The 23,414-nt window shown below is 59.8% G+C and carries 21 protein-coding genes and 1 tRNA gene; 2 read left to right on the forward strand and 20 right to left on the reverse strand.

Annotated elements, in window-relative coordinates; genetic code table 11:
- Window positions 1-3: 3 nt before the first annotated feature.
- From A11A3_RS11165 to A11A3_RS11230, 15 genes are all read right to left on the reverse strand, one after another.
- Complete coding sequence (locus A11A3_RS11165; RefSeq protein ID WP_237738858.1) at window positions 4-591, reverse strand: ANTAR domain-containing response regulator; 588 nt, start codon at window positions 589-591, stop codon at window positions 4-6.
- A 181-nt stretch (window positions 592-772) separates the two neighbouring features.
- Entirely contained in the window at window positions 773-1,945 is a 1,173-nt protein-coding gene (locus A11A3_RS11170; protein ID WP_040297080.1) for an alginate export family protein, read from the reverse strand.
- Between the two features lie 34 nt (window positions 1,946-1,979).
- On the reverse strand, window positions 1,980-2,810 hold the full coding sequence (locus tag A11A3_RS11175) for an ABC transporter ATP-binding protein (RefSeq protein ID WP_008929407.1): 831 nt from the start codon (window positions 2,808-2,810) through the stop codon (window positions 1,980-1,982).
- Between the two features lie 17 nt (window positions 2,811-2,827).
- Window positions 2,828-3,829 carry an ABC transporter permease gene (locus tag A11A3_RS11180; protein WP_008929408.1) on the reverse strand — a complete coding sequence of 334 codons (1,002 nt, stop codon included), beginning with the start codon at window positions 3,827-3,829 and terminating at the stop codon, window positions 2,828-2,830.
- A gap of 37 nt (window positions 3,830-3,866) precedes the next feature.
- On the reverse strand, window positions 3,867-5,177 hold the full coding sequence (locus A11A3_RS11185) for a CmpA/NrtA family ABC transporter substrate-binding protein (protein WP_237738860.1): 1,311 nt from the start codon (window positions 5,175-5,177) through the stop codon (window positions 3,867-3,869).
- Window positions 5,178-5,526: 349 nt separating this feature from the next.
- On the reverse strand, window positions 5,527-6,525 hold the full coding sequence (locus A11A3_RS11190) for a DUF5924 family protein (RefSeq protein ID WP_008929410.1): 999 nt from the start codon (window positions 6,523-6,525) through the stop codon (window positions 5,527-5,529).
- A gap of 176 nt (window positions 6,526-6,701) precedes the next feature.
- A tRNA-Arg gene (locus A11A3_RS11195) sits at window positions 6,702-6,778 on the reverse strand.
- 90 nt (window positions 6,779-6,868) lie between these two features.
- On the reverse strand, window positions 6,869-7,348 hold the full coding sequence (bfr, locus tag A11A3_RS11200; protein WP_008929411.1) for a bacterioferritin: 480 nt from the start codon (window positions 7,346-7,348) through the stop codon (window positions 6,869-6,871).
- 124 nt (window positions 7,349-7,472) lie between these two features.
- Window positions 7,473-7,706: a bacterioferritin-associated ferredoxin gene (locus A11A3_RS17465; protein ID WP_008929412.1), complete on the reverse strand. Its 234-nt coding sequence runs from the start codon at window positions 7,704-7,706 to the stop codon at window positions 7,473-7,475.
- 318 nt (window positions 7,707-8,024) lie between these two features.
- The gene (locus A11A3_RS11205; protein ID WP_008929413.1) at window positions 8,025-8,804 is read right to left on the reverse strand and encodes a hypothetical protein; all 780 of its coding nucleotides are present in this window, start codon (window positions 8,802-8,804) and stop codon (window positions 8,025-8,027) included.
- Between the two features lie 514 nt (window positions 8,805-9,318).
- Window positions 9,319-9,972: an adenylate kinase gene (gene adk / locus A11A3_RS11210; protein ID WP_008929414.1), complete on the reverse strand. Its 654-nt coding sequence runs from the start codon at window positions 9,970-9,972 to the stop codon at window positions 9,319-9,321.
- Window positions 9,973-10,113: 141 nt separating this feature from the next.
- Entirely contained in the window at window positions 10,114-11,133 is a 1,020-nt protein-coding gene (locus A11A3_RS11215; protein WP_040297081.1) for a TPR domain-containing protein, read from the reverse strand.
- Window positions 11,130-11,561, reverse strand: coding sequence for a cytochrome c-type biogenesis protein (locus tag A11A3_RS11220; RefSeq protein WP_040297083.1), 432 nt, complete (start codon window positions 11,559-11,561; stop codon window positions 11,130-11,132). Before A11A3_RS11220 ends, A11A3_RS11215 begins: the two co-directional genes overlap by 4 nt.
- Window positions 11,558-12,100 (reverse strand): DsbE family thiol:disulfide interchange protein, encoded by a 543-nt coding sequence (locus A11A3_RS11225; protein ID WP_008929417.1) that lies wholly within the window; start codon window positions 12,098-12,100, stop codon window positions 11,558-11,560. The genes A11A3_RS11220 and A11A3_RS11225 overlap by 4 nt, the downstream gene beginning before the upstream one ends.
- Complete coding sequence (locus A11A3_RS11230; protein ID WP_008929418.1) at window positions 12,090-14,051, reverse strand: heme lyase CcmF/NrfE family subunit; 1,962 nt, start codon at window positions 14,049-14,051, stop codon at window positions 12,090-12,092. Before A11A3_RS11230 ends, A11A3_RS11225 begins: the two co-directional genes overlap by 11 nt.
- A gap of 364 nt (window positions 14,052-14,415) precedes the next feature.
- On the opposite strand from A11A3_RS11230, the gene fabA reads away from it, so the two are divergent.
- On the forward strand, window positions 14,416-14,946 hold the full coding sequence (fabA, locus tag A11A3_RS11235) for a 3-hydroxyacyl-[acyl-carrier-protein] dehydratase FabA (protein ID WP_370695895.1): 531 nt from the start codon (window positions 14,416-14,418) through the stop codon (window positions 14,944-14,946).
- A 9-nt stretch (window positions 14,947-14,955) separates the two neighbouring features.
- Window positions 14,956-16,170 (forward strand): beta-ketoacyl-ACP synthase I, encoded by a 1,215-nt coding sequence (fabB, locus tag A11A3_RS11240; RefSeq protein WP_008929420.1) that lies wholly within the window; start codon window positions 14,956-14,958, stop codon window positions 16,168-16,170.
- A gap of 70 nt (window positions 16,171-16,240) precedes the next feature.
- On the opposite strand, the gene A11A3_RS11245 is transcribed toward fabB, so the two are convergent.
- From A11A3_RS11245 to rlmD, 5 genes are all read right to left on the reverse strand, one after another.
- Entirely contained in the window at window positions 16,241-17,287 is a 1,047-nt protein-coding gene (locus tag A11A3_RS11245; RefSeq protein ID WP_193353576.1) for a porin, read from the reverse strand.
- A 189-nt stretch (window positions 17,288-17,476) separates the two neighbouring features.
- Window positions 17,477-18,490 (reverse strand): porin, encoded by a 1,014-nt coding sequence (locus tag A11A3_RS11250; protein ID WP_008929422.1) that lies wholly within the window; start codon window positions 18,488-18,490, stop codon window positions 17,477-17,479.
- Between the two features lie 176 nt (window positions 18,491-18,666).
- Window positions 18,667-19,443, reverse strand: coding sequence for a nucleoside triphosphate pyrophosphohydrolase (gene mazG, locus A11A3_RS11255; protein WP_008929423.1), 777 nt, complete (start codon window positions 19,441-19,443; stop codon window positions 18,667-18,669).
- Window positions 19,444-19,660: 217 nt separating this feature from the next.
- A complete protein-coding gene (gene relA / locus A11A3_RS11260) occupies window positions 19,661-21,901 on the reverse strand; it encodes a GTP diphosphokinase (protein WP_008929424.1) in 2,241 nt (746 codons plus the stop codon).
- A 95-nt stretch (window positions 21,902-21,996) separates the two neighbouring features.
- Window positions 21,997-23,337: a 23S rRNA (uracil(1939)-C(5))-methyltransferase RlmD gene (rlmD, locus tag A11A3_RS11265; protein ID WP_008929425.1), complete on the reverse strand. Its 1,341-nt coding sequence runs from the start codon at window positions 23,335-23,337 to the stop codon at window positions 21,997-21,999.
- Window positions 23,338-23,414 lie beyond the last annotated feature (77 nt).

Below are 23,414 nucleotides of genomic sequence, written 5' to 3' on the forward strand. Positions count from 1 at the left end.
GCCCTACCCCTGAGCCTTGAGAATTTCCGCGTAATCGAGCACCGCCCGGGCCACCTGAATCAGTGGCTGGCCGGTGTTCATGGCCTGGCGGCGCAGGGTGCTGTAGGCATCCTGCTCATTGAGCCGGCGGCGCTGCATCAGAAGCCCCTTGGCCCGTTCGATGATTTTCCTTTCCGCCAGGGCTTCACGGGTTTGTTCCAGCTCTTCACGCAATGCCTGATATTCCCGAAAGCGGGCGGTGGCCACCCGCATCACGCCTCGCACCCGGGCCAGATCGGTTTCGCCGGCCACATAGGCACTGACACCGGCCCGCAGGGCCGCCACGATCAGGTCTTCGTCATCCTGACTGCAGAACATCACCATGGGGCGCGGCATGTCACGCTGGATCAGCGCCATGCTCTCCAGGGTATCCCGGTCCGGGGCGTCCATATCGACGATTACCACGTCCGGGTTGCTGGCATGCACCTTTTCAGCCAGGCCGGCGGCACTGGTCAACCGACAGAGGATTTCGTGGCCTTCATCGGTCAGTGCCCGCTCCAGCATGGCGGCACGCGGCGGCTGGTCATCCACCAGCATGATTTTCAGTGCCATAGGGTCTGAGGCATCCATCATGGTATTTGCATTGACCGGTGCAACCGCTGTGCCAGCCGGCAATGCATCCAAGTCATTGTTTTTAAAGATTACGTCATCATAAAAAAGCACCGGACGGCACGTTTGTGTTCCATCCTGGTGCACGCCGCGGCCCGCAATTGGCACCGCGGCTGCCCACGACTCAGAGTTTCAGCTCAGCCCAGGCCCACAGCTTGCGGGTATCGCTGCCATAATCATCGGCCTGGTAATCGGCGTACTTGAGCCCCACCACGTAGTGGCTGCCGATGGGTCGGGCGGCCAGCAGGTCGGTTTCCGTGCCGTAGTCACCGCTGCCCTGGTCGGCCTGGAAGTCATGGTAGACCGCCGCCAGCTTGAAGCCGGCCAGCTTGCCGCTGACGCCTAGATAACGGTCCTGCAGGCCGTCCGCCGGGGTGACCAGGAACTGGTCCGCCCAGCCATTGAAGGCATGCTTGGTGGCCAGCGGGGTCTGGAAGGCCACGCTGCCGCCATCGGAACCGAGCAATTCCTGCCCCGCCTTGACGGTGACACCACTCAGGTCGGCACCCAGTTCGGCCAGGTAATAGTCACTATCACCGGCATCCACGCTCTGGCGCGCCCCCTCCAGGGTCAGCAGCACGGTCAGCGACGACAGTGGCGCCTTGCCGGCATAACGCAGGCCATAGGTATCGTTATCGGCACCGCTGCCATCGTCTTCCAGCAGATAGCCATAGGCGGTCAGGCTACCGCCTGGTGCGCTTTTCCAGCGGGCATTGAGCAACGTGCTGGAGACATTGGCATCAAAGGCATCGGTGATACCGTGGACCTGGGTGATGTAGGCACTGGAAACGGCGATGTCATCGTTCTCGTAATCAGCACGGCTGGCATCAAAGGTCTGTTCATTCTGTCGCCAGCCCACGTTGCCGACAAAGCGGGCGTTGTCGTAGATGATCCGTTGACGGCCATACACCACGCTGACCCCGTCGAATGCCCCGCTCCCCCGATAACGCAGGTAGGATTCGTTCAGTTCCGTGCCAGTCGGGTCGGCAACCACCGGATACCCCGCCTGCTCGGGGGCATAGTTATCCACCTTGCCGACGATGTGCACATCCTCCACATCCGCCACCGCATCAAAGCCGTGGAAGTCTCCGGTCTGCCAGCCCAGCCGGGTACGCAGGGTCAATGCATCCGCATCGGTGGCACTGTCGTTGTCGACACTCTCGCTGCGCAGGCGCATATCAAGAATGGGTTTTCCCTTTTTCAGGGCGGTGATCAGGGCATCGTCATCGGCAACGGCCCCATGGCTGATGCCCAGCCCGGCCAGCATAACCCCCAGCGTTAACGCACAATGTTTCATTTCATACCTCGGCAAGTGAAAAAATAAAAAGTGATCAGGCCTGGCGGCGTACCGGCGTGGTATCCCGTCTGGGAAGCGGCGCCACCTTGCGCTGTTTTTCGTAAAGGAATTGCAGAACCCGCTGACGGCAGCGGTTGTAAGTGGGGTGGTCGGCCAGCGCCAGTCGGTCACGGGGACGCGGCAGTTCCACCGGTAGAATCTCGCCGATGGTGGCGGCCGGGCCGTTGGTCATCATGACGATGCGATCGGACAGCAACACCGCCTCATCCACATCGTGGGTAATCATGATCACCGTGGTACCCAGTTGCCGATGGATATCCATCAGCGAATCCTGCAGGTGAGCCCGGGTCAGAGCGTCCAGGGCACCAAAGGGTTCATCCATGAGCAGCACCTGAGGCTGCATGGCCAGCGCCCGGGCAATACCGACCCGCTGTTTCATGCCACCGGAAATTTCCTCCGGCTTTTTGTGCATGGCATGGGCCATGTGCACCAGCTCCAGGTTGTGCGCCACCCAGTCACGCATTTCCTGTTTGCTTTTGCTTTTTCTGAATACCTGTTTGACCGCCAGCTCCACATTTTCAAAGGCCGTCAGCCACGGCAGCAGTGAATGATTCTGAAACACCACCGCCCGTTCCGGCCCCGGTTCGTTCACTTCATGGCGATCGAGAATCACGCCGCCGTCGGTGGCCTGCAACAGGCCCGCAACGATGTTGAGCACGGTGGATTTGCCGCAACCGGAATGGCCGATCAGCGACACGAATTCCCCCGGCGCAATCTTCAGGTTCACCTCACGCAGTGCCTCGAATGTCCCCTTCGGGGTGTCAAAGGCCATGCCTACGTTGGACAGTTCCAGCAAGGTTTTCATGGTCATCTCCTCAGTCGTTAGCGCTGGGCGGACGTCTTGTCCCATACCAGGGCGCGCTGCAGCATCAGCATCAGGCGATCAAGCAAAAAGCCGATCAGGCCGATCACCACCACCGCCACCATGATCCGGCTCAGGGACTGGGAGCTGCCGTTCTGGAACTCGTCCCAGACGAACTTGCCGAGCCCCGGGTTCTGCGCCAGCATCTCGGCGGCGATCAGCACCATCCAGGCAATCCCCAGGCTCAGACGCAGGCCGGTGAACATCATCGGCAGTGCCGACGGCAACACGATCTTGCGCACATGGGCCAGCGCACTCAGACGCAGCACGCGGGAAACGTTGAGCAGATCCTGACTGACCGACGTCACGCCCACGGCGGTGTTGAGCAGGGTCGGCCACAGGCAGCACAAAGTGACCGTGAACATGGAATTGAGAAACGACTTGGCCACCATCGGATCGCTGCTGGTATAGAGAGCACTGACCACCATGGTCACCAGCGGCAACCAGGCCAGCGGGGACACCGGCTTGAACAACTGGATCAGCGGATTCATCGCCGCGTGCACCGTGCTGCTCAGACCAATCACGATGCCCAGCGGAATGGCGATCACCGACGCCAGTAAGAACCCGCTCATCACGGTAATCAGGCTGGTGCCGATCTGGTCAAAAAAGGTCGGTGCACCGGTATAGTCCCGGTGCACCGGCACCCAGTCCGGATCCTGGGCCAGCCGCATGGCAATGTATTTTTCCTGGCGTTCATGAAAAGCCGCCTCACGCTGACGGGCCTGCTGGTGTTCATCCACCAGATTGCCCATCTGCTCCCATACCGCTGCCGGGCCAGGGAATTTCCCCAGCGAGGTATCGATATGACTGGCGGCCAGTTGCCACATCAGCAGGAACACTGCGATACCCATGACCGGCCACAGCACCTGCCTGAGAATGGCCTGCATCTGACTACGGTTGATCTGCCCCTTGATCAGCGCCTGGTAAGGCGCCATCCATTGCGGTGCGGTTAGCGTTGCCATGATCCTTACTCCTTGACGACAGCGGGGTCGCCGTTACTCATTTGAGACCGATGGGAAACTTGGCCAGGTAGGCGTTGGGCTGATGACCGTCGTAGGTAATGTCATCGATAAAGCCGGTTTGCGGCGGTTTGAAACCGTCTTCGTTGTCGAAATCGGGGAAATCACCGGCGCTCATCTTGCCCTCCGCAATCAGCGCTCTGGCGGCCTTTTCATAGATGTCCGGACGATAGACGCTTTTCGCCACATCCATGTACCAGCTATCCGGCTTGTGCTCGCTGATCTGCCCCCAGCGGCGCATTTGAGTGAGATACCAGATGGCATCGGAGTAGAACGGATAGGTGGCGTGGTAGCGGAAGAACACGTTGAAGTCCGGCACCGGTCGCGTGTCACCCTTCTCATACTCGAAGGTGCCGGTCATGGAGTTGGCGATCACATCGTAATCGGCGCCCACGTAATTGGGTCGCGACAGGATCTTCACCGCTTCCGGGCGGTTGGCGTTGTTGTTTTCGTCCAGCCATTTGGCGGCACGAATCAGCGCCTTGACCACATGGATATGGGTGTTGGGGTACTGGTCGGCCCAGGTCTTGCTGACACCAAAGACTTTTTCCGGGTTGTTTTTCCAGATGCCGTAATCGGTGACCACCGGCACGCCGATGCCCTTGAATACGGCCTGCTGATTCCAGGGCTCACCCACGCAATAGCCATAGATGGTGCCGGCTTCCAGGGTCGCCGGCATCTGCGGCGGCGGCGTTACGGACAACAGCACATCGGCCTGTCGCTGGCCACTGGTGTCGCCCTTGTCCGGTGCGTAATAGCCCGGATTGAGTCCACCGGCGGCCAACCAGTAGCGCAACTCGTAGTTGTGAGTAGAAACCGGGAACACCATGCCCATCTTGAATGGCTTGCCGTCCTTGCGGTATTGCTCCACCACTGGCTTGAGTGCATCGGCCTTGATCGGATGGACCGGTTTACCGTCTTTCATCGGCACATGGGCTTTCATGGCCTGCCAGACGTCGTTGGAAACGGTGATGCCGTTACCGTTCAGGTCCATACTGAAGGCCGTGATGATATGCGCCTTGGTGCCATAGCCAATGGTCGCCCCCAGCGGCTGGCCAGCCAGCATGTGAGCACCATCGAGTTCGCCATCGATCACCCGATCCAGCAGGACTTTCCAGTTGGCCTGGGCTTCCAGGGTGACAAACAGACCCTCGTCTTCGAAATAACCTTTTTCGTAGGCAATCGCCAACGGCGCCATGTCGGTGAGTTTGATAAAACCGAATTTCAGATCCGCTTTTTCCGGCCAGCCCACCGTGCCATCGGCCAGGACCGGCAGGCTCAGGGTACTCATCAGCAGGGCCGCCATCAGCCGGCCCAGTCCTTGTTTGATCGCTCTCATGGGTGCTTCCCTCCACATTGCCCGTTTTATGCGGGCATAAAAAAAGCGCTCAGGGCGCCACACCGTCGTTGGTGTGGAACCTTGAGCGCCTTTGCTCTTGCCATGCACGATCGCCTTTGACCGCGCGGAATGTCTGTACGGGCAGACAAAGGCAAGAGCTGTGCCAGTTAGAGAAAAACTTTTATTTCAGTGAGTTAGCAGAAATCACGCGGACTTGTACGCCCGGTTTGCGGAAAAATACCGGTGCAATGGCACCGCAGTGAGGCACCACAGCGGCCTTTTTTTGCACCGTTGTTGCGCGTCAGGGTGTCACCCGAAACCGCAGCACGCCAATGATCTGCTGGGCACCGGTACGAACCTCCACCCGCCAGTGCCCCAGCGCGGCCGCCGGGATATGGCGCTTGTGCGACCAGGTGCGATAGCCGGATTCCCGGCCACCGTGCAGCTCCAGCGCGATGCGGTCCACCAGTTCCCCCTCGTGATACCAGTAATGGTAGACCTTCTGGCCCAGACCCAGCGGCGCCTTGATGGCGGTGTAGGCATACAACCCCTCGCTGACCTCCTCGGCGGTGAAGGCCTGGCCGCTGACCAGCGGCGTCCTCTGCTGACGGTCCAGAGACAGGGCCACGGCCTCGTCCTGTAACGACAGGGTCAGTGGCGGCACCAGCGGCGATAACCATCGTGGCACCAGAGCAATAATCACCGAGACACCGATCAACAAGGCCCAGCGAATGGCACGCCGTGGCCCGCCCAGCCCCCAGAAGCTGGGCAAGGCAAACAGCGCCGTCAACCAGCCCGCTCCCATCAGGGCGCGGTCCGTGGTCCAGTGAAAAATCAGCGGTAATAACACCAGCAAGGCCACGAACAGGGCCCAGGCATGAAAGCCGAAGTACAGACCCCGATGGCGGGCCAGACGAAAGTAGAGCGGGTCAAGGATGCTGATCAGAGCGCCTGCCACCACCAGCGTGGTGAAAAAGAAATACTCGGCCCCCGCCGCCCACTGCAACAACACGAACGGCAAACTGAAAAAGAAGGCCTCCTGGTGCACCGCCTGCAACAATAGCTTGAGTGCCCCCTGGGAAATATTGTCCATGGCCGTGCCATGAAAGCGCCGTCGCCAGAGATTCTCCGTCAGTAACAGTCCCCAGGTTACCACCAGTACCGCGGTCAACGCCGCCGCCAGCCAGGGCTGACGCTGCACCAGAAAATAACTGCTCAACCCCAGCACGAAACTGACCACCGCCCACAAATGGCGGACGCGGTAGAGCAACTGATTCAGGCGTTCAAGATAGTCGGACAAGAGAATGCTTCCCGGGCTGCGGTGCTGGCTTCGATGCCAGTTTAGCGGATGGGTTCCTGGGAGTGATGGCGGCAATAGTAAATTTATTGAACGCGTTGGGAGCCAGGCTGACCGTCTCGGCAGGGGGAGACAGAAACAAAAAAGGCCCCCGTTTGGGAGCCTTTTTTGTTTCTGTATGGCGCACCGGGGAGGATTCGAACCCCCGACCTACTGGTTCGTAGCCAGTTGCTCTATCCAACTGAGCTACCGGTGCGTGTCTCGTTGCTATGTCGCCCCGAGAGGCTGCGCATTATTCCGAAACCCCTGCGGCGAGTCAAGCGCGGATCGCTTAAAAACTGGGCAATCAGTCTTCGGCGGTTTCCATTTGTTTTTGCAGGTAGTTTTCCAGGCCCACTTTATCGATCAGACCCAGTTGGGTTTCCAGCCAGTCGATGTGCTCTTCCTCGGATTCCAGAATGTTCTTGAGCAGATCGCGGGACACGTAATCCTGCACCGATTCGCAATAAGCAATGCCCTCACGCAGGTCCGGAACGGCCATTTTTTCCAGCTTGAGATCGCAGTTGAGCATTTCCTGGGTGTTTTCACCGATCATCAGCTTGCCCAGATCCTGCAAGTTGGGAATGCCTTCCAGAAACAGGATGCGCTCGGTGAGCCAGTCAGCATGCTTCATCTCGTCGATGGACTCGTGGTATTCCTTCTCGTAGAGCGCCTGAAGGCCCCAGTCCTTGTACATCTTGGCGTGGAGGAAGTACTGGTTGATGGCTACCAGCTCATTGCCCAGAGCCCGATTGAGGTGCTCGATAACCTTGGCATCGCCTTTCATGGGGGATCTCCCTATCTCGTGAACGTGGGGTCAGGGCCCATTGTTCAGCATCGGCGAGTGACAGGCAAGGAGAAAAGAGAAAAAGCGCTTGCATTACAAGCGCTTATAGAAATGAGAACGATTTTTATGCCGGCTGGGGCCAGTACACTACGGCCTCGTTGGCGGAAGAGTTCGAGAATGAGGGCGCCTGGGCTTCGCTACGGGCTTCACGAAGCACCTGACGGGCGTGGCGGGCACATTTCGCGCACTGACTGCCAACCCCAAGTTCCCGACGAAGATCACGCAGGCTGTCGCAGCCGTTATCGACCGCTTCCCGTATATGACCGTCAGTGATGCCCTTACAAATACATACGTACATAGATACGCCTTTCCTCAATCTCTGGAAAGGATGCTAACCCTAACGCGAATCATTATCAACAACTTTTCGATATCAACGCCCTGCCCTTGGTGCCGTCGAGCCGGTCACTGGCGCCTCCCGGGCCAATCATGCCCTCCCCTGTTGACGGCAGCGCTGCGGACAACGGCAACAGGGCTGGCAGTAAAAGGGGCTTCGCGGCTTAGAGAGAAGTCAGCCTGGTCCAACGTCAGACGTCCGACCTTTTATGCCTTCCGTTGATCCGCGATAAACCATAAAAAAACCCCGCCGGAGCGGGGTTTTTCAACACCAGAGCCCCTATCAGGACTTGCTGGCTGCTTTCTTGGCAGGCGCTTTGCGAGTTGCTGCCTTTTTCTTGGCCGGGGACTTGCGAGCGGCAGCCTTCTTCTTGGGGGCCGACTTGCGAGTCGCGGCTTTCTTGGCTGGTGCCTTGCGAGTCGCCGCCTTCTTGGCAGTGGTTGTCTTCTTGCGAGTCGCGGTTTTCTTTTTCGCGGTGGTTTTCTTGGCCGCTTTCTTGGCCTTGGCCGCTGCCTTGCGTGCGGCCGCTTTGGCCTTCTGCTCGGCTTTTTTCTGCTCCGCTTTCGCTTTTCTCGCCAGCTTGCGCTCGTGCTCACGCATCTTGGTCTTCAGATTACGCTCAGCCGTGCGCAGTTTCTTCACTTCACGGGTAACCACTTTTTTACCGGCCTGGATTTCGGCACGGATCAGTTTGCTTTCACCGCGAAGGTCCTGAAGCTTGAGACGAAGCGTATTCATTTTTCCGCGTGCGGTATCAACGGCACGTTTGGCCGCGGCGGTACCGGAGGCTTTTGCCTTGTCACGCTTGGCGGCAATGTCGGTACGGAGCTTGGCCAGCTTGCCATTCTCGGTATCGATTCTGACGCGGTGCTTGTCCAGCTTGCCCTGAGTCTGGGCCACTTTCTTTTCAGCCTGGTCAACGGCTTTCTGTTGCAGTTTTACCTTGGCTTCCGCATTGGTAACAGATTTGGGAAGTGCGGGCGCTTTTACCGCAGCCTTTTTTCTGGCCGGGGTTTTACGCGCCGCGGCTTTTTTTGCCGGCGCTTTCTTTGCTCGAGCCATAATCGATCTCCTAAGCTATAGCGTTGTCATTGTTACTACGACATTTCGGAAAATAGCATAAAAAAAAATCAGTTGGTACATTATTTGACCAGCCCTCTTTTTAAACCGGTAAAAAAAGAAAAAAATCCCGCCTCTCGTTACTTTTTTTCTCATTAAAACGGCGTCTTCGGCATAGCAAACAATGTCGGCACCCGATGGGTGCCATTGGTATCTGAAAACCCCTTAAGGTTTTGCAGTTTTCCTTAAGGAAACGTCCAACGGTGACATGACACCCAAGCGCTCATGCCAAACGGCACAGAAGCGCTGAGTGCGTAGAGTCCCGGCGATAAAACCGGCAGGATAAGAAAGGAGGTATTGCCTGGGCCTGTAGAAAAGCCCTGCCAGGCAAACGGTTTTCCCCTCCGCCTGTTAACAGGCTGCTGAAAAAGCCGCCACGCGAACACGTTTTAGCGGCGCCACAGACAGGCATAAAAAAAGGAGGCTTTCGCCTCCTTTTTGGTGAACCGCATTCGACTTAGCCCTTGAGCGCCGTCAATACACGATCACGGATATCATCGACACTGCCGATACCGGCAATGCGAACATAGCGGGGCGCATTGTCACCCTGCTCGGCCTGCTGCTGATAGAAGTCCACCAGCGGGCGGGTCTGGGACTGATACACTTCCAGACGCTTGCGCACGGTTTCTTCCTTGTCATCGTCGCGCTGAACCAGGGCGTCCCCGGTTTCGTCATCCTTGCCATCTTCCTTGGGCGGGTTGTACTTGACGTGGTACACCCGGCCGGAAGCCGGATGGACGCGGCGACCGCTCAGACGCTCAATGATTTCTTCGTCATCCACATCGATCTCCACCACGAAGTCGATGTTTACACCCTGATCCACCAGCGCCTGGGCCTGGGGAATGGTGCGTGGGAAGCCGTCGAACAGGAAGCCATTGGCACAGTCATCCTGAGCGATGCGCTCCTTGACCAGACCCAGAATAATGTCATCGGACACCAGGCCACCGGCATCCATGACTTTCTTTGCTTCCAGGCCCAGGGGCGTGCCTGCCTTTACCGCAGCGCGCAGCATATCACCGGTGGAAATCTGAGGAATATTGAACTGTTCCTTGATGAACTGCGCCTGGGTGCCCTTGCCCGCACCGGGAGCACCAAGCAGGATGACACGCATAGAACTCTCCATCTAACCATCATCTGGGAGACCACGGGGGTCTCTGAGGGGGGCAACTTTACCTTGCCCCCCCGCGTATAACAAGGGAAAGGGGGTGCGACCTAGGTCGAGGCTGGCCCACCTGGCGGTGCTTTCAGTCAATCATTTGAGTTGCAGCGACACCGGCCCTTCGAGGGGCATGGTCAGGGGCACCGGATCGGCACTGATACCGGCCTGATCCACGCTGGCTCCGGGCGCCGGGGTATAGCGCGCGCCGATCACGAGTGCCGCCCCCTCCTCCGGGAACGGTTGCAACCAGTCGCCCGGCGTCAAGGTCACCGTCGCCGGAAAGTCTCGCACTACGGTGCGGTGGGCAGCCAGCGGCTGGCCCTGGCTACCTGCCCTGCGCAGGTACACAAAAAGGGTACCGCCCGCCGGCAGATCCGTCGCCCTTATGGTGGCCGGCAGAGAGGCAAACCGGTCCTGGCGGGCCAGCTGCTGGCGGCTCTTCTCCAGCCCCATACGCAACAGCTTGCCGGTTTCCCCCTGGTCATGGCGCTTGAGCAGTGATGACCAGGCGTGAATGGCCAACGGGTAACGCCCGGCCCGATCCGCGGCCATGGCCAGCATCATCCAGGCCCCATCATGGTTCGGCTGGGACGCCAACACCTGATCAATCTGCGCCTGGGCGTCCTCGGTCAGTCGCCCCTGGTTCTGTTCGATCAGGGCGCGGGCCAGCAACAGATGGATATCCGCCTTGTCGTCGGCCAGCACCAATGCCTTGCGGGCGGCCTCTTCCGCCAGCTGGGGAGCGCCCAGCTGATCATAGATCATGCCCAGCGCATACCAACCCACCGCGCTGGGATGGCGCGCCAGTTCCGATTGCAGCACCCGGGCCAGCTGGCCGGCGGGCACCTTGGCGGCCACCTGATCCGGTGTCTGGCCGGCAATAATCTGCCGGGCCACGTCTTTATAGGCCTGCTGTTGTTCCAGCCAGGGGCCGGTCTCCCGGTTATAGCCCTGCAGGGCATAACCCAGCGCCGCCAGGCACAAAACCAGTGCCGGAATGGCCAGAGCCAGGCCGGGGCGGCCCGACTGGCGCTGCCCTTCCCGGCGCCACAGGCCCCAGAGAATCACGGTCATTACCAGTAGCAGGACCGCCGCCATTATCCATAACATCATGGCTGATCGTCCCCCTCATCCGTGTCGGCCCGGCCGCTGGCGCGCTTGAGCAAAAGAATAATGACCAGGGCGCCGCCGACAAACAGCAACAAGGGGCCCAGCCAGAGAATCAGGGTGCCGCGATTGACCGGTGGCCGGTAGGTGACGAAGTTGCCGTAACGATCCACAAAGTAGCCGACGATCTCGTCATCACTCTTGCCTTCCAGAATCATGCGGTGAACCCGGGCACGCATATCCTTGGCGATATCCGCATCCGACGCGGAAATACTCTGGTTCTGGCATTTCGGGCAACGCAGTTCCTCGGTCAGCCGATGGAACCGGTCTTCCTGCTGGCTGTTATCAAACTGGTAGACATCAATGGCCGACCAGGCCGGCAGGCTGACCAGACACAGCAGCAACACACGCAACAGTCTCCGCGACGATGTCATTGTGCTTTCCCCCACTGCCCGGCCGGCACCAGCGGCAGAAATTCCTCGTTCCAGACCCGCTCATCCACATTGCCCGCGTGGCGCAGCAGAATCTTGCCCTGCGGATTGATCAGAAACGTCTCCGGCGCGCCATAAACGCCCAGATCCAGCCCCAGCTGGCCGCTGTCATCGGAAATCACCTGCACGAAGGGATTGCCACGGTTGGCCAGATAATCCCGGGCCAGGCCGGCCTCATCCTTGTAGTTGATGCCCACTATCGGCACGCCCCGGGCGGCCAGAGTCAACAGGTAGGGATGCTCGATATGGCAGGTTGGGCACCAGGTGGCCCAGACATTGATCAGCTGCCAGCGCCCGTGCAGGGACTGCTCGGTAAAGGTTTCATCGGTCAACAAGGAGGGCAGCGAAAACGCCGGCACGTCCTTGCCCACCAGGGCCGATGGCAGCTTTTGCGGGTCCTTGCCCAGGCCACTGTAAAGCAGGCCCACCAGGGCCAGAAATGCCAGCAGCGGTAGCGCCACCCACAACGATTTAGCGTTCACTGGCGGGGCTCCTCTTGCTATTGCGATAGCGACGGTCAGACAGGGCCAGGGCACCGCCGAAGGCCATGATCAGCGCCCCCAGCCAGATCCAGCGCACACCGGGTTTCACGTAGACCCGAACCGCCCAGGCGTCATCCGCATGCTTGTCCAGCGGCTCGCCCAGCGCCACATAGAGGTCTCGCATCAGGGCCGGATCAATGGCCGCTTCGGTCATGGTCTGACCACCGGCATGGTAGCGCCGTTTTTCCGGCTGCATGACGGCCACCGCCCGGTCATGGTGATAAGCAGTGAAATGACCGCGTGTGGCATCAAAGTTGGGGCCGGTGTACTGATCCAGCTTATCGAAATGGAAGCGGTACGCCCCGATCGTCACCTCATCGCCCGGGGCCATGCGCACATCGCGCTCCACCTGATAAAAACTGACCAGCGTAATGCCGGTGATCAGCACGGCCAGCCCGCAATGCGCCAGCACCATGCCCCAGTAACTGCGCGCCAGCTTGCCAAGGCCAGCCCACAATCCCAGGTCATAGGCCAGCGCCCGGCGCAGCACATCATCCAGATGGGCCAGCACCAGATAACAGGCCAGCATGATCGCCAGCGTGCCCACCCAGGGGGTGGCCCCGGGTAACCGCGACGCCAACGCACCGGTAACCACCGCCGCCGGGGCAACGATCAGCAACCGTCGCAACAACGGCTTGCCCGGCTGGCGCTTCCAGTTACTGAACACGCCAGGCACCAACAACAATACCAGGGCCACGGACAGGGGCACGAAGAAGGCATTGAAGTAAGGGCTGCGGATCGACACTTTCATGCCGATGGCTTCACCGATCAGCGGGAACAGGGTGCCCATCAGCACCACCGACGCCGCCGTCAGCAGTACCAGATTATTGCCCAGCAGGAAGGCCTCCCGCGACAGCGGCTTGAAACCGCGGCTACTGCGCAGGGCGCCACCACGAAGCGCAAACAAGACCAGCGCGCCACCGGCCACCACGCACAGGAACACCAGGATGAACAGCCCCCGCTTGGGGTCATTGGCAAAGGCATGAATGGACGTCAGCACCCCGGAGCGCACCAGAAATGTGCCCAGCAGACTCAGAGAAAAGGCCACGATGGCCAGGAACACCGTCCAGGCCCGGAACATGTTGCGCTTTTCGGTAACCGCCAGGGAATGAATCAGGGCCGTGCCCGCCAGCCAGGGCATCAGTGAAGCATTCTCCACCGGGTCCCAGAACCACCAGCCGCCCCAGCCCAGTTCGTAGTAGGCCCACCAGGACCCCAGCGCAATGCCCACCGTAAGAAAGCACCAGGCCACCGTGGTCCAGGGACGGGCCCAGCGCGCCCAGGCCGGGTCCATATCGCCGGCCATCAACCCGGCCACCGCAAAGGCGAAAGCCACGGAAAACCCCACATACCCCATGTAAAGCATGGGCGGGTGTACCACCAGCCCCGGGTCCTGCAACAGGGGATTCAGGTCCACCCCATCCAGCGGAAACCAGGGCAAGGCACGATCAAAGGGGTTGGAGGTAAAGAGCATAAAACACAGAAAGCCCACGGCGATCATGCCCATCACCGACAGTACCCTCACCACCATGGCATCGGGCACACTGCGACTGAGAAGCCCGACCAGCGCCGCCCAGCCGGACAGCATCCAGCCCCATAGCAACAGGGAGCCTTCATGGCCGCCCCAGATGGCGGCCAGCCGATAATGCAACGGCAATGCCGAGTTACTGTGATTGGCCACATAGGCCACGGAAAAATCGTTGCTGTAAAAGCAGTAACCCAGAGCCACCATGGCCGTACTCATGGCCAGCCATTGGGTCCAGGCCAGCGGACGCGCATACCATTGCCAGGCAGCAATGCCGCGATGCACACCAACCAGAGGGAAGATGGCCAGGCATGATGCCAGGGCCAGTGCCAACCATAATGAGAGTTGCCCGATTTCCGCTGCCACGGAGACTCCTTAAGCGTTTGGCAAGAACAGGACGTTATTGTGGCCGTCAGTATTGGCGGGGCGCTCCTGCCTGCGCGGCGGTTAGCATCACCAGAAGGTCTGACAATTGCAAGTCACGCAGACATCACGTGATCCGGCGTGCAATGGAATTGAGCGATTCGGTCAGTATTGGTCAACAACACTGTCATTTTAGGACATCCGGCCAATACGACATATTTTGAGACGCTTGGCATTCGTGCGGGCATCACGGGCTTTGCTACCATCTGTCAACCAGATGACAACAAGTCACGTTGTTGCAGGCAAGATGTCATAAATCATCCATATACTCGGTGGGTGCCAAAGAGGCCTGCATGGAGTACAACTTTTGAGCGTTACAACTGTGGAACAGAAATCATCCTACTCTCGCGAGGATTTGCTCGCGTGCGCCCACGGCGAACTGTTTGGCCCCGGTAATGCCCGCCTCCCGCTACCCAACATGCTGATGATGGATCGCATCACGCACATCAGCGACCAGGGGGGTCGTTACGGTAAAGGGGAGATCATTGCCGAGCTGGATATTCGCCCGGACCTGTGGTTTTTCGAATGCCACTTCGAAAGTGACCCGGTGATGCCCGGCTGCCTGGGTCTGGATGCCACCTGGCAATTGCTTGGGTTTTTCCTGGGCTGGCACGGCAATCCCGGCCGCGGTCGCGCCCTGGGTGTCGGCCAGGTGAAATTCTCCGGCCAGATTCTGCCCACCGCCAAGAAGGTCACCTACCGCCTGGATGTGAAGCGCGTGATCACCCGCAAGCTGATTCTGGGCATCGCCGATGCCACCGTCAGCGTGGACGGCAAGGACATTTACAACGCCGACGACCTGCGGGTTGGGCTTTTCACTTCAACCGACGGTTTCTAGGAGTCCATCATGCGTCGCGTCGTTATTACCGGCATGGGAATCGTGTCCTGTCTGGGCAATGACCCCGAGTCTGTTACCCGCTCCCTGCGCGAAGGCCGCTCCGGCATCCGCTTCAAGGAGCAGTATCAGGAACTGGGTATGCGCAGCCAGATTGCCGGCTGGCCGGATATCGCGCTGGATGATCTGATTGATCGCAAACCACGCCGTTTCATGGGGGACGCTGCGGCCTACGCCTACGTGGCCATGCAGCAGGCAATCAACGATGCCGGCCTGGAACCCCATGAAGTGAGCAATGAACGCACCGGCCTGATCGCCGGTTCCGGTGGCCACTCCTCCATGAATCAGGTGGAAGCGGCGGATATCGCCCGCAACCGTGGCGTCAAACGGGTGGGCCCCTATATGGTGCCACGGGTGATGGCCTCCACCGTCTCCGCCTGCCTGGCCACCCCCTTCCAGATTAAAGGCATCAACTATTCCATCGCCTCCGCCTGCGCCACCAGTGCGCACTGTATCGGCAATGCGGTGGAGCAGATCCAGCTGGGCAAGCAGGACGTGGTGTTCGCCGGCGGCGGCGAAGAGGAACACTGGACATTAAGCTGCCTGTTCGATGGCATGGGAGCCCTGTCCAGCAAGTACAACGACACACCGGACAAGGCCTCCCGCGCCTATGATGCCACCCGCGACGGCTTCGTGATTGCCGGCGGTGGCGGCATGCTGGTGATTGAAGAGCTGGAGCATGCCAAGGCCCGCGGCGCAAAAAACTACGCGGAAATCATCGGTTATGGTGCCACCAGTGACGGCCACGACATGGTGGCTCCCAATGGTGAAGGCGCAGCACGCTGTATGCGCCAGGCGCTGGCCAATGTGCAAGGGCCGGTGGACTACATCAATGCCCACGGTACCAGCACACCGGTGGGCGACGTGGCAGAGCTGAAAGCCATCCGCGAGGTGTTCGGCGACACCATTCCGGCGGTGGGCTCCACCAAGAGCCTGTCCGGGCACAGCCTGGGGGCTGCCGGTGTCCATGAAGCCATCTACTCGCTACTGATGATGCAGCACGGCTTTACCGCCATCAGCGCCAACATTGAACAACTGGACGAGAAAGCCGAAGGCATGCCAATCCTGTTATCCGGCAAGGATCAGGGGCCGACCACGGTGCTCAGCAACAGTTTCGGCTTTGGCGGCACCAACGCCAGCCTGGTAATGCGCAAATTCGACAGCTGACCCGGCTGGCGCGCATAAAAAAGCCCCGGCGATCCCGGGGCTTTTTTGTATCCGGCAGTCAGCTGATGGATCAGAAGCTGTAAACCATGCCCACGGAGAAGGCATTGCCGGTTTCATCCACGTCCACGGTGGTATCGTCAAAGTTGGTATCAGACAGGGACACCAGCGCATAGGCCCGGGCCTGCTCGGCCAGCTGGTAATCGGCCCCCAGGGTCAGCACTTTCACGTCCGCGTCCAGGTCGCTGCTGTCCAGCCAGCCAAACTGGCCTTTCAGCGCCACCCGCTCAGAGACCCCCACCCTGCCGCTGACCAGGTAGGACATGCTGTCCGCCTTGTCGGCACCGGCCAGGTTGGGGTCCAGTTCTGCCCGTTCGATGATCGCACCCACTTGCACATCATCACTGAGCTTGAGGCCTGCGGAGGCACGAATCAGGTCCGTATCGACCCCCACCGAGGTCACTGGCGTGGAGGGAATATTGACGGTGGCATAACTGCTCTCATACGCCAGTGCGGCGTAAAGACTGTCCTTCTCGAAGGTCGCTGACAGGCCCCAGGTATCGGCCAGGCCGTCCTTGGTGTCAGTGCCAACGGCGGTTTCCTCACCCGGTGCCAGCTGGGCCCGGAAAGTCAGGCCGCTGTAGTCCAGGCTTTCCCAGTTGAGCGTATTACTGTTGCGGCGTTGGCCCAGAAACAGGGTATCCATGTCGGCCAGGGTATCGTTGAACTGGTCGATACGCCCTTCCGCCTGCTTGACCACGCTGTCATAGCGGCCGGCAAAGAACTTGCCCACATTGGTGCCCAGACCCAGGTAGCTGTTACGGGTGCTGAAGGTCTGGCCACTGTCGCCATCCACATCGTAGCCCGCTTCCAGCTGATACAGGATGGTCAGGTCGGTGTTGCGGACTTTCTCGTCACCACGCAGACCCAGGCGGGAATTGTTGCTTTCCACATACCAGGCGTCATCCAGACTGCCCGGATTGAGCTGCTGGTTCATGTCCGGGTAATCACTGTACTTGTCGAGGCTGAGATTGATTTTCCCGTAAAAGGCAGGGGCCGCCATGACGGAAGCCGGCGCCAGGCAGGCCGCCACGGATACGGCAAGCAGAGTTTTTTTCACGTTCTTATCTCCCTGAATCATTATGGTTATCAGTCGCTAAACAGCAAAATCAACTATATGACCGTTTAGTGACACCAACAAGGGCAGAGAACGTAACAAAAAAAGCCCGCCATAAAGGCGGGCGACTGTCACTTGCGTCGAGGAATTGCCTGGCAGGGGGGGGCATGCCCCGCCTGCCTTATTATTGTCTTAGAACTTGTGTTCTACGCCGATACCGATAGTGCGCTTCTCGGTGTCAGCCACGTCTTTTTCCAGCTGGGACAGGTACAGGTAGGCTTTGCTGGCTTTGGCCAGCTTGTAGTCTGCGCCCAGGCTGTACTGAGTCACTTCCTCGTCGGTGGTGTCAGCTTCTGCCATGCCGTACTGCGCTTTCAGCTTGATACGGTCGATCTTGTAGGCAGCGCTTACCACGTAGGAGGTGTCTTCGCCGTCACCTTCGGACTCTTCAGCCATCTGGTAGATAGCGCCCAGCTCCAGGTCGCCCGGGGTCACGGAAGCGACAACGCGGGTGATGTCCAGGGTACCGAAACCGGTCTGGGCGTCAGCTTTGAGGCTGTCCTGGATGTCGGTGTCGTGGGAGATGGCGCCGTAGAACATACCGGACTGGGCCACCAGAGAGATGGAGGTGGAGTCGGCCAGGCCGTTCTCGTTTTCGCCGTCGTTATCGAAGTCGTTCTGGTCTTCGTTGGGGATGAAAGCGGCGTTCAGGGTAACGATGTCAGCCAGTTTCGGGGTGCTGTACTGGATGATGTTCTTGGCACGGTTCTCGCCAGCCATCACGTTCTTGATATCGCCGTCCAGGTCGTTGAACTGGTCAACCTTGCCCTGGGCAACCTTGGTCGGGGTATCGAACATACCGGCTTTCAGAGTACCGAAACCGCCTTCGAAACCACCGAAGATGTTACGCTGGGTGAAGGTCTGACCCTTGTTGTCGCCGTCATCAACGCTGATTTCAAACTCAGCCTGGTAGATGGCTTTCAGGTCACCGACGTCCAGGTCAAAGTCACCTTTCACGCCCAGACGAGAGGCGTTGCTTTGCAGCTGCCACTGATCGTCGTTGTTCGGGGCGGCGGGAGCCGGGTCGTAGTTTTCGTTTTCCAGGGAGATGTTAACTTTACCGTAGACAGTCGGGCCATCGGCCAGGGCCAGGCCAGGAAAAGCAACGGCAGCCCCCACAGCGATCGCAAGCAAATTCTTTTTCATTCCAACACTCCTTCAATCAGGCATTCGTATGTGCAAAGCAACAGCGTGATTGAGCCCCCAGTCACCAAGAGGTCTCGTTTACTGCTTGGTGGCGAAGTATGGGGAGAGTGAATGACGGAAAAGTTTCTCTTATGTGAACTTTTTATTTCACAGGAACCTGACGGGGGGCAAGCAGGTCACCGAAGGGATTTCTTGGCGGCCTGCCAGGCCGCTTCCAGCGCGCCGGAGTCCATTGTTTTCAATGAGTTGGTGCTCTCTTTCTCCATGATCCGAAAGCGCTTTTCGAATTTGGCGCTGGCCCTGCGCAGGGCTTGCTCCGGGTCGATTTTCAGGTGCCGGGACAGGTTGACCAGGGTGAAAAGCACGTCACCAAACTCGTCTTCGATGGCGTCTTTGTGACCGTTTTGCAACGCCTCATCCAGCTCGGCCAGCTCATGGTCGACCTGTTCTCGCACCGGGGCCGTATCCGGCCAGTCAAAGCCCACCCGGGCGGCTTTCTTCTGCAACTTGGCGGCCCGCTGCAAGGCCGGCAGCCCCGCGGGCACCCCGTCCAGGGCACTGTCATGATCGCGCCCCTTGCGGGCGCGTTCCTGCTGCTTGATCTGCTCCCAGTTGGCTTTCACCGTCTGTTCGTCATCCGCGCTGGCCTCGCCAAACACGTGGGGATGACGCCGCACCATCTTGTCATTGAGGGTCTGCACCACATCCTGAAACGCAAACAAGCCCTGCTCGGCCGCCATTTGCGAGTGAAACACCACCTGCAGCAACAAATCCCCCAGCTCTTCCTTCAGCTCCGGATAATCACGCTGGGCAATCGCCTCGGCCACCTCGAAGGCCTCCTCAATGGTATAGGGGGCGATAGAATCAAAGTCCTGCTTGATATCCCAGGGACAACCGGACTGCGGGTCGCGCAGACGAGCCATGATGGACAAGAGGGTTTCGATGTTGGACATGCTTTCCTCTGTTGGTGGCGGCCATGCTGGTAAGCAAAACGAGGGGGTGAATTGATAATGGATAATTGAGAATTGATAACGTCGCGATCGGCGTAATCAGTTTTTATAGATCAGAAGCCGCGTACATGGCCCAATCGCGGCTTCCTGACTGCAAGAATATCCCGTCCCATACTGCGGAGTTATCAATTATCCATTCTCAATTATCAATTGCCTTTAATCATTTCTTGTACCGCCGCACCTCAAGCACACCCTTGAGCTGGTCCATTTTGGCCAGCACCTTACCCAGGTTGCCGAGGCTGGCGATTTCCAGGGTGAGCAGCATGGTGGCGGTGTTGTCGTCCTGGTGGGACTGGGTATGCACGGCGGTGACGTTGACCTTTTCGTTGGCCAGCACCGCGATCACGTCCTTGAGCAGGCCCTGGCGATCCCAGGCACGCAGGAAAATATCCACCGGATAGGTGATGCGATCCGCTTCGCCCCAGCTTACCTCGATAACCCGACTCGGATCCTCGCCCTGCATGGCCAGCAGTTGCGGGCAATCCGCCCGGTGAACGGTGACACCGCGGCCATGGGTAATGAAGCCCATCACCGGGTCACCGGGCACTGGCTGACAACAACCAGCCATGTGGGTCAGCAGGTTGCCCACCCCCTGGATGGTTATATCGCCGCTGGTGGACGCCTTGGGCTTGGCCGGGACGAAGTCCAGCTCCTGCTGGGGACTGTCCGGTTGCAACGCCTGGGCCTGGTTCATCACATGCCCCGGGCGCAGGTCGCCGGCGCCCAGGGCCGCCAACACATCATCCCCGCTCTTCAGGTTCAGGTGAGGCGCCAGGGCATCCAGATCCACCTTGTCCATGGCCAGGCGCGACATCTCGCGCTCCAGGATGGAGCGGCCCTGGCTGATATGCACATCCCGGTCCTGGCGCTTGAACCACTGATGGATTCGGGCCCGCGCCGAGGAGGTGGCCACATAGCCCAGCGACGGCGTCATCCAGTCACGGCTGGGGCCGCCCTCCTTGGCGGTGAGGATACTGACCTGCTCACCGGTGTTGAGGGTGTAGTTGAGCGGCACGATATGGCCGTTGACCTTGGCGCCCCGGCAGCGGTGCCCCACTTCGGTATGAATGTGGTAGGCAAAGTCCACCGGCGTGGCGCCGGCTTCCAGGTCCACCACATGGCCATCCGGGGTGAATACGTAGACCCGGTCGCTGATCAGGCCGTGGCGCAGTTCATCGACCATGGCATCCGGACTGTCCTCGCCCAGCTCCTCATGCCATTCGAGGACCTGCCGCAGCCAGGTAATGCGCTGCTCGTAATCAGTAACGCCTTCACGGCCTTTCTTGCTGCCTTCCTTGTAGCGCCAGTGGGCGCAGACACCCAGTTCCGCCTCTTCGTGCATGTCGAAGGTACGAATCTGGACTTCCAGCATCTTGCGCTCGGGGCCCACCACGGCGGTGTGCAGGCTGCGATAACCATTTTCCTTGGGGCTGGCGATATAATCGTCGAATTCCTTGGGCACATGTTTCCACAGCGAGTGGACAATCCCCAGGGCGGCGTAGCAATCACGCACTTCCGGCACCAGGATGCGCACCGCGCGCACATCATAGACTTCACCGAATTCCAGATGCTTTTTCTGCATCTTCCGCCAGATACTGTAGATATGCTTGGCGCGTCCATGCACTTCAGCGCCGTGGATACCGTTGCGCTCCAGATAACCACGCACCTGTTCGAGCACACTCTCGATATAGTGCTCCCGATCCAGCCGCTTTTCGTCCAGCAGCCTGGCGATTTTCTTGTAGGCACCGGGCTGCAGGTAACGAAATGACAGGTCTTCCAGCTCCCATTTGAGCTGGCCTACGCCCAGGCGATGGGCCAGGGGGGCATAGATGTCGAAGATTTCCTGGGCCACCTTGCGCTGGCGCTCCGGATCGGATTCCTTCACCGCCCGGATGATCACGGTCCGCTCGGCCAGCTTGACCAGCGCCACACGCACATCGTCGACCATGGCCACCAGCATCTTGCGCATGTTGTCCAGCTGGCCATCCTGCTGACCCAGCACCGCCTTGCGTGTGGGGTTGAGGGCGGTGCTGATGGCCGCCATGCGCAGCACCCCCTCGATCAGGTTGGCCACCGCACCGCCGAATTCCTTCTCCACTTCCAGCAGCGATAACTGGCCCTCGCGCACGGCCCGGTAGAGCACCGCCGCCGGCAGGGCATCCGCATCCGCGCCCAGTTCGGTGAGCACTTCCGCCATTTCCATGCCGATATCCAGGCAGCCCTTGCCATAGGGCCAGACCCGCCCGGCCGCCTCACCGGCCAGCTGGCACTGCTCGGCACGCTCACAGGCGCTGGCCAGCAAGGCCTTGTCCTTGACCGGCTGACGCCCATCCAGCTGCTCCAGCCACTCACGCCAGTGCCCGGCGGCACCGGCAGCGGGCTGGCGACGCACGGTTACCATGGTGTCCCGTCCCTCTGTACGCTCTGATTGTGGCTCACCGGTCTCTCCTTACTGCCTGTTCGCGCTCCTCCGACAACGGAAGCGAGAGCAGGTTGCTAACCCTTGTTCTTTTTTCTGCTGAATACCGCAATCGATTCCACGTGGGTGGTATGCGGGAACATGTCCATCACGCCAGCGGCATCCAGACGGTAGCCCGCCGCCACCAGTTCGCCGGCATCACGGGCCAGTGTCGCCGGGTTGCAGGACACATAAACGATCTTTTCCGCACCAAACCGGGGCATCAGCTTCACCATCTCCAGCGCGCCGGTGCGCGGCGGGTCAATCAGAATACGATCATACTGCTGATTGGCCCAGCGCTGCCCGGCCACATCCTGGCTCAGATCCCAGGCATGAAAATCCAGGTTTTCCAGGCCGTTGCGGCGGGCATTCTCGTAACCGCGCTCCACCATGGCCTGGCTGACTTCCACGCCGGTCACCTGTGCCGCCCGCCGTGCCGCCGGCACCGTGAAGTTGCCCAGCCCGCAGAACAGATCCAGCACCGTGTGTTGCGGGCCGATATCCAGCAAATCCAGTGCCAACGGCACCATCTTGCGATTGATAACACTGTTCACCTGGGTGAAATCCGTGGGGTGGAAAGCCAGCTCCACCTGGGCTTCCGGGTGCCGGTAGTAGAGGCGCTCCTCGCCTTCCCCGGGCCACACCCGGTGCACGGTACTCTCGTTACCCGGCTGCAGGTAGCAGTGCCAGCCCAGCGACTGGCAGAAATCGATCAATGCCTGCTGGTCCGCCTCTGGCAACGGGTCCAGGTGACGGATAATCAGCGCCAGTTGATCATCACCGGCAGCCACCTCAATCTGCGGGATCCGCGTGCGGCTTTCCATGCCGTGGATCAAGGCCCGCAACGCTGTCAGGCGATGGCCCACATCCGGCACCAGCACTTCGCAGGTGGTCAGCTGGGCAATGAAGCTGTTGCGCTTTTCGCGAAAGCCCACCAGGGTTTCGTCCTTGGCTTCCACGTATTTGACCCCCAGTCGTGCCTTGCCCCGGTAGCCGGTTACCGGGCCGGTGAGGGGCGCCAGCCACTGCCTGGGTTGCAGGCCGCCAAAATGCTCCAGCTGCTCACGCAGCACCGCTTCCTTGCGGGCAATCTGGGTCTGCGGGTTCATGTGCTGCAGGCTGCAGCCACCGCACAGGTTGCTGTGGATGCAGGGCGGCTCCACCCGGTCCGCCGATGGGGAGACGATTTCCACCGCCCGGCCCTCATCAAACTTGCGGCGCATATAGGTGAACTTGAACATCACCTCTTCGCCGGGCAGGGCGTTATCGATGAAGGTGGTCTTGCCATCACGGCGCGCGATACCGCGGCCGTCATGGCTGAGGGATTCAATGCTGGCGGGTTCCGGAGTCTCCGGGAGCTGCTTGCGACGTCTTGCCATGGGGGTCTCGATAATCCTGGATGCAGGCAGCCGGGCCGGGGCCCGGATGCCGATTCGGGAGCGGATTGTATCGCCTC

It is taken from the genome of Alcanivorax hongdengensis A-11-3 (genome assembly GCF_000300995.1).
GTDB classification, from domain to species: domain Bacteria; phylum Pseudomonadota; class Gammaproteobacteria; order Pseudomonadales; family Alcanivoracaceae; genus Alcanivorax; species Alcanivorax hongdengensis.

What these genes read in the sequence shown, in the direction of transcription:
- A11A3_RS11250 (WP_008929422.1), bottom strand. Translation starts at nt 18,490, where the DNA reads ATGAAAAAGAATTTGCTTGCGATCGCTGTGGGGGCTGCCGTTGCTTTT.
- A11A3_RS11175 (WP_008929407.1), bottom strand. Translation starts at nt 2,810, where the DNA reads ATGAAAACCTTGCTGGAACTGTCCAACGTAGGCATGGCCTTTGACACC.
- relA (WP_008929424.1), bottom strand. Translation starts at nt 21,901, where the DNA reads ATGGTAACCGTGCGTCGCCAGCCCGCTGCCGGTGCCGCCGGGCACTGG.
- A11A3_RS11180 (WP_008929408.1), bottom strand. Translation starts at nt 3,829, where the DNA reads ATGGCAACGCTAACCGCACCGCAATGGATGGCGCCTTACCAGGCGCTG.
- bfr (WP_008929411.1), bottom strand. Translation starts at nt 7,348, where the DNA reads ATGAAAGGCGATGCCAAGGTTATCGAGCACCTCAATCGGGCTCTGGGC.
- mazG (WP_008929423.1), bottom strand. Translation starts at nt 19,443, where the DNA reads ATGTCCAACATCGAAACCCTCTTGTCCATCATGGCTCGTCTGCGCGAC.
- A11A3_RS11215 (WP_040297081.1), bottom strand. Translation starts at nt 11,133, where the DNA reads ATGATGTTATGGATAATGGCGGCGGTCCTGCTACTGGTAATGACCGTG.
- fabB (WP_008929420.1), top strand. Translation starts at nt 14,956, where the DNA reads ATGCGTCGCGTCGTTATTACCGGCATGGGAATCGTGTCCTGTCTGGGC.
- rlmD (WP_008929425.1), bottom strand. Translation starts at nt 23,337, where the DNA reads ATGGCAAGACGTCGCAAGCAGCTCCCGGAGACTCCGGAACCCGCCAGC.
- A11A3_RS11165 (WP_237738858.1), bottom strand. Translation starts at nt 591, where the DNA reads ATGGCACTGAAAATCATGCTGGTGGATGACCAGCCGCCGCGTGCCGCC.
- A11A3_RS11185 (WP_237738860.1), bottom strand. Translation starts at nt 5,177, where the DNA reads ATGAGTACCCTGAGCCTGCCGGTCCTGGCCGATGGCACGGTGGGCTGG.
- adk (WP_008929414.1), bottom strand. Translation starts at nt 9,972, where the DNA reads ATGCGTGTCATCCTGCTTGGTGCTCCCGGTGCGGGCAAGGGCACCCAG.
- A11A3_RS11170 (WP_040297080.1), bottom strand. Translation starts at nt 1,945, where the DNA reads ATGAAACATTGTGCGTTAACGCTGGGGGTTATGCTGGCCGGGCTGGGC.
- A11A3_RS11220 (WP_040297083.1), bottom strand. Translation starts at nt 11,561, where the DNA reads ATGACATCGTCGCGGAGACTGTTGCGTGTGTTGCTGCTGTGTCTGGTC.
- A11A3_RS11205 (WP_008929413.1), bottom strand. Translation starts at nt 8,804, where the DNA reads ATGGCTCGAGCAAAGAAAGCGCCGGCAAAAAAAGCCGCGGCGCGTAAA.
- A11A3_RS17465 (WP_008929412.1), bottom strand. Translation starts at nt 7,706, where the DNA reads ATGTACGTATGTATTTGTAAGGGCATCACTGACGGTCATATACGGGAA.